Origin of the sequence: Pseudomonas californiensis, from assembly GCF_021147775.1 — a bacterium.
Classification (GTDB): domain Bacteria; phylum Pseudomonadota; class Gammaproteobacteria; order Pseudomonadales; family Pseudomonadaceae; genus Aquipseudomonas; species Aquipseudomonas californiensis.
Map to the genome: position 1 here is coordinate 1 of NZ_JAGTPK010000078.1, position 5,660 is coordinate 5,660.

At 57.2% G+C, this 5,660-nt stretch carries 6 protein-coding genes; 5 read left to right on the forward strand and 1 reads right to left on the reverse strand.

Annotation, left to right across the window (positions count from 1 at the left end):
- Nucleotides 1-213 precede the first annotated feature (213 nt).
- The 5 genes from KDX37_RS28570 (at nt 214) to KDX37_RS28590 (ending at nt 5,006) form a co-directional block, all read left to right on the forward strand.
- Entirely contained in the window at nt 214-2,649 is a 2,436-nt protein-coding gene (locus KDX37_RS28570; RefSeq protein ID WP_231656550.1) for a Lon protease family protein, read from the forward strand.
- Between the two features lie 174 nt (nt 2,650-2,823).
- On the forward strand, nt 2,824-3,153 hold the full coding sequence (locus KDX37_RS28575; RefSeq protein WP_231656551.1) for a PA4575 family protein: 330 nt from the start codon (nt 2,824-2,826) through the stop codon (nt 3,151-3,153).
- A 123-nt stretch (nt 3,154-3,276) separates the two neighbouring features.
- The gene (locus KDX37_RS28580; RefSeq protein ID WP_231656552.1) at nt 3,277-3,771 is read left to right on the forward strand and encodes a TIGR00645 family protein; all 495 of its coding nucleotides are present in this window, start codon (nt 3,277-3,279) and stop codon (nt 3,769-3,771) included.
- Between the two features lie 157 nt (nt 3,772-3,928).
- Nucleotides 3,929-4,237 (forward strand): DUF6482 family protein, encoded by a 309-nt coding sequence (locus KDX37_RS28585; RefSeq protein WP_231656553.1) that lies wholly within the window; start codon nt 3,929-3,931, stop codon nt 4,235-4,237.
- A gap of 151 nt (nt 4,238-4,388) precedes the next feature.
- Nucleotides 4,389-5,006 (forward strand): FKBP-type peptidyl-prolyl cis-trans isomerase, encoded by a 618-nt coding sequence (locus KDX37_RS28590; protein ID WP_231656554.1) that lies wholly within the window; start codon nt 4,389-4,391, stop codon nt 5,004-5,006.
- Between the two features lie 79 nt (nt 5,007-5,085).
- Here the strand turns inward: KDX37_RS28590 and KDX37_RS28595 are convergent, their stop codons facing one another.
- Complete coding sequence (locus KDX37_RS28595; RefSeq protein ID WP_024685451.1) at nt 5,086-5,328, reverse strand: PA4570 family protein; 243 nt, start codon at nt 5,326-5,328, stop codon at nt 5,086-5,088.
- Nucleotides 5,329-5,660 lie beyond the last annotated feature (332 nt).

Consider the following 5,660-nt stretch of genomic DNA (forward strand, 5'->3'; position numbering starts at 1 on the left):
GGGAGCGGCCGCATCTGTCCTTGAAATACAAAACGCCCGATGCGGTGCATCGGGCGCTTTGAGACTGAAATAGGTGTAAACCTATTTCAGGACTAGACACTTCGCCGGGCTGTTTGCGCGAGCGAACGCCATTCCGGTCGTTCCTGCCTTGCAAGTATTGTGCGGCGAGCGCCAGAATGCCGACATCTGCCCCGCCTGATGTAAGGAACACTGATGCCCGATTCTGTCGCAGCCAATCTACGCCTTGCGCCACACGCGCTGACCCGCCCTTTTTCTGCAGAACAATTCAGCTTTTCAACCACCAACGAGCTGGAACCCTTTCGCGGTGTACTCGGCCAGGAACGCGCCGTAGAAGCCTTGCAGTTTGGCGTTGCCATGCCGCGTCCCGGTTACAACGTGTTTGTCATGGGTGAGCCTGGAACCGGTCGATTCTCGTTTGTGAAGCGCTACCTCAAGGCCGAAGGCAAGCGGATGCAGACGCCTTCCGACTGGGTCTACGTGAACAATTTCGATGAGCCGCGCGAGCCAAAAGCACTCGAACTGCCGCCGGGCAGTGCCCAGGAATTCATGAGCGATATCGGCGGGCTGATCGACAACCTGCTGGTGACTTTTCCGGCAGTATTTGAGCATCCGTCATATCAGCAAAAGAAGAGTTCGATCGACCGGGCGTTCAACCAGCGCTATGACCGTGCCCTGGACGTGATCGAGCGTCTGTCGCTGGAGAAAGACATCGCGCTGTATCGCGACAGCTCCAACATTGCATTCACGCCGATGGCAGACGGCAAGGCGCTGGACGAGGCCGAATTCTCTCAGCTGCCGGAAGCGGACCGCGAGCGTTTTCACGAAGACATCTCCGCGCTGGAAGAACGCCTCAACGAAGAGCTGGCCAGCCTGCCGCAATGGAAGCGCGAGTCAAATAATCAGCTGCGCCAGCTCAATGAAGAAACCATCACTCTGACACTGCAGCCACTGCTGGCGCCGCTTTCGGAAAAATACGCCGAGAACGCAGCCGTATGTGCTTACCTGCAAGCGATGCAGGTGTATCTGCTCAAAACGCTGGTCGAGCAGTTGGTGGATGACAGCAAGACCGATGCGCAGGCGCGCAAGCTGCTGGAAGAGCAATACGCCCCGAGCCTGGTTGTCGGTCACACCCGTGACGGCGGCGCACCGGTGGTGTTCGAGCCGCACCCGACCTACGACAACCTGTTTGGCCGCATCGAATACAGCACTGATCAGGGCGCTCTGTACACCACCTATCGCCAGCTGCGCCCAGGTGCATTGCACCGCGCCAATGGCGGTTTCCTGATTCTTGAAGCCGAAAAAATGCTCAGCGAGCCGTTCGTGTGGGATGCGCTCAAACGCACCCTGCAATCGCGCAAGCTGAAAATGGAATCGCCATTGGGTGAAATGGGCCGTCTGGCGACCGTTACCCTGACGCCACAGGTTATTCCGTGGAGCGTCAAAATCATCATCATTGGCTCGCGCTCGCTCTATTACACCTTGCAGGACCTGGATTCGGACTTTCAGGAGATGTTCCGGGTGCTGGTTGATTTCGATGAAGAAATCCCGATGGTCGACGAAACACTGGAGCAGTTCGCCCAGTTACTGAAAACCCGCACCTCGGAAGAAGGCATGGCGCCTCTGACCGCTGATGCGGTTGCCCGTCTGGCCACTTACAGCGCTCGTCTGGCAGAACATCAGGGGCGTTTGTCGGCCCGTATCGGCGACCTGTTCCAGTTGGTCAGCGAAGCCGACTTCATTCGTCAGTTGGCCAGCGATGACAAGACCGACGCCGGTCATATCGAGCGTGCGCTCAAGGCCAAGGCCACGCGCACCGGTCGCGTCTCGGCGCGGATTCTCGACGACATGATGGCGGGCGTGATCCTGATCGATACCGACGGCGCGGCGGTCGGCAAGTGCAACGGCCTGACCGTTCTGGAAGTGGGCGATTCGGCGTTCGGTGTGCCTGCACGTATTTCCGCTACTGTTTATCCGGGCGGCAGCGGGATTGTCGACATCGAGCGTGAGGTCAATCTCGGGCAGCCGATTCACTCCAAAGGCGTGATGATTCTTACCGGTTATCTGGGCAGCCGCTATGCGCAGGAATTCCCGCTGGCGATTTCCGCCAGCATCGCGCTTGAGCAGTCCTATGGTTACGTCGACGGTGACAGTGCGTCGCTGGGCGAGGCCTGCACATTGATTTCAGCGCTGTCGCGCACACCGCTCAAGCAGTGTTTTGCGATAACGGGGTCCATCAACCAGTTCGGCGAAGTGCAGGCCGTGGGCGGCGTCAACGAGAAAATCGAGGGCTTCTTCCGTCTTTGCGAGGCCCGTGGTCTGACGGGGGAGCAGGGCGCGATCATTCCGCACGCCAATGTCACCACGCTGATGCTGGATGAGCGCGTGGTGCAGGCGGTGCGTGACGGGCAGTTCCACATCTATGCGGTGCGTCAGGCGGACGAGGCATTGAGCCTGTTGGTGGGTGAGCCTGCCGGTGAGCCGGACGAGAACGGCGAGTTCCCGGAAGGCAGTGTCAACGCCCGCGTTGTAGAGCGTCTGCGCGACATCGCTGAAATGCTCAGCGATGAAGACCTGAAAGAAGAGCTGGAGAAGGAGCCTGCCCAACTGCAACCTGAACTCAAGGTCTGATCGCGCGTGAACGGCTGCTGGATGTTTGCGGGTCATCCAGCGGCCGTTTATCCAGGCAGGCTTTTCTTCTGCGGCTTTTCTTCTATTCTGTCTTGGTGACTGCAGTGGCCAAATGGATTGGCGCCATCCTGCTTGATGAGAGGGGTGAATACAGGTGCTGATCAGGAGCTTTCCATGCCGCACGGACTCTGCCTTACCCGTCAATGCCTGGGGATGACGACCCGCATTGAATGCGTCATTCGTCCTCTCTCCGGAGAGGGTGGTCTATGGATGTTGTTGTTCGCCGCAGGAATGTCCGGGGAACAACCCTCTGCAATCAGGTCCCAGGGACCTTTCCACGGCGTAATCGCTGCGCAGTCTGTGTTGACTGCCATCGCTGACAATCTGGCACTGCACGGTTACCAGGCCGCTGAGGATCTGTCGATCTGGGGGCTGCACATGCAGGCCGAGCTGCGGCGTATCAACAGTGACATCTCAAGTTTTCAGCGTTCCTCTCCGTTCTGATGTGCTGTAAACCGACAGTCATTGAGGTTGGGTTGCTCTATGTGCGTTATTTTGTCACATGACTAGAGCGGCCCACTCCCGCTGATATACTCGCGCGTCTTTTCAAAACACTTGCGAGTACCAATGGAACGTTTCTTTGAAAATGCCATGTATGCATCGCGCTGGCTGCTGGCGCCGATCTATTTCGGCCTGTCCCTGTCCCTTGGCCTGTTGGCGCTGTGTCTGAAGTTCTTTCAGGAAATCTTTCACGTCATCCCCAATATCTTCTCCCTGGCTGAAGCGGATCTGATTCTGGTGCTGCTGTCGTTGATCGACATGGCCCTGGTGGGCGGGCTGTTGGTGATGGTCATGATTTCCGGTTACGAGAACTTCGTGTCCCAGCTGGATATTGATGAAAGCAAGGAGAAGCTCAACTGGCTTGGCACCATGGACTCCTCGTCACTGAAGATGAAAGTGGCGGCGTCCATTGTGGCGATTTCCTCTATCCACCTGCTGCGGGTATTCATGGATGCCACCAACATCAAGACCGAATACCTGATGTGGTACGTGATCATCCACATGACCTTCGTGATCTCCGCATTCGCGATGGGGTATCTGGACAAGCTGACCAAGCACTGAGTACTCAACAATTTCGGGCTCCATGACCGCCCGCCCTCAGCTCGACACCGAGTGATGGGCGGTTGGTTTTGTTTCTGGCCTGTCGTCTGGCGTGTTGTTTCGGTGTGCTGTAAAACGTCTGTTCCAATGTTTTCAGAAGCGGCTTGAGGGTTTGATCATGAATTATCAGGAATTTACCGACCACGCTCAGGCTGGGCGGGTTGATGAGCTGAATCTGATCTCCATCGAGGGCGGTATCTATCTGCTGGACGTGCGTATGAACGGCAGCTCCGCCATGCTCAAGGATTCAGCCGGCAAGACGCTGCACCTTCGCTCGGTTGAGCATGCGCGCGACCTGCTGAAAAATGTGCCGGTTGTCCCGTTCTATCTGGTGCATTGCGTCGTGCATGACGAGCTGTGCGGGATGCCAGTCAACGACAAGTCCGAAATGCGCATACCGATTTCGTTTCACTCTTCCTGGTCCTGACGCAAGGCCCTGCGCGTTGCTGCGGTAGGGCGAGACTGCCAATTGTGCTAGGCTGCTCGCCCTTTTGGTTCGGGGCGCTACAGATCGCATCGCTATTGCCGTCAAGGCTTTCCGCTGTTGCTGACTGCGCGTCCCTCTGCGGAGCAGTGTCATGTCCGAAGTCAATCTGTCCACCGACGAAACCCGCGTCAGCTACGGCATTGGCCGCCAGTTGGGCGACCAGTTGCGTGACAACCCGCCGCCGGGCGTAAACCTGGACGCAATTCTGGCAGGCCTGCGCGATGCATTCGCCGGTCAGCCAAGCCGTGTGGGTCAGGAAGAAATGTCCGCCAGTTTCAAAGTCATCCGCGAAATCATGCAGGCCGAAGCAGCCGCCAAGGCCGAGCAAGCGGCTGGTGCTGGCGTGGCTTATCTGGCTGAAAACGCCAAGCGCGAAGGCGTTACCACGCTTGCCTCTGGTCTGCAGTTTGAAGTCCTGACTGCTGGCGATGGCGCCAAGCCAACCCGTGAAGATCAGGTGCGCACTCACTACCACGGCACGCTGATCGACGGCACTGTCTTCGACAGCTCGTATGATCGTGGCGAGCCTGCGGAATTCCCGGTAAGCGGCGTGATTGCTGGTTGGACCGAGGCGCTGCAGCTGATGAACACCGGCAGCAAATGGCGTCTGTATGTACCTAGCGAGCTGGCTTACGGCGCTCAGGGCGTCGGCAGCATCGCACCGCACAGCGTGCTGGTATTCGACGTGGAACTGCTGGCCGTTCTGTAAACGGTTCAGTCGGTTCGCATGATTGCCGAACGAGTCGCGCTGACTCGTTCAGCAGTGGAGTTGTGCTGATGCTTCATGCTCAGTGCAACTCGCCCATCGGGCGCAACGCCCGCGCATAGCAGAACAGAAACAGATTGCGCACCAGCTCCTTGAGGACCACCGGCTCGCTGGAACTCAGGCTGTGTACATCAAGATCGCCCTGGTCCCGCAATTCTTCGAGTGCCTCTTCCTCCAATACCGCACAGACTTCTCCCGTTTCCCGATGAAGAATTCTGAGGTAGGGGTGCGGGCGATCCAGCCATGCATCGATCAAATAAGTCATGTTCCATCTCCTGTATCGGTTTGATGAGAATAATTCTTATTGAGATAATAGCAAGTCTCTATTGAGACTAATTCTCATTTTGCGCCGAGTGGTTGATCTGTGTCAGTTGATTGGGTGTGGGTTGCGGTCGTTGATCAATCAATACGCAGGAAGCAAAAAGCCCGTCGCAAGGACGTAATGCTGTTCACTTAAGCATTTGAGTCCAGGCCGGGCTTTATAGAGAATCCGATGTCAGACTGGGGATTCCATGACCATCCGGACACCCATTCCACCGACATCCGGACACTGATTCCACGCTGATCCGGACACTCATTCCACAAGCATCCGGACAC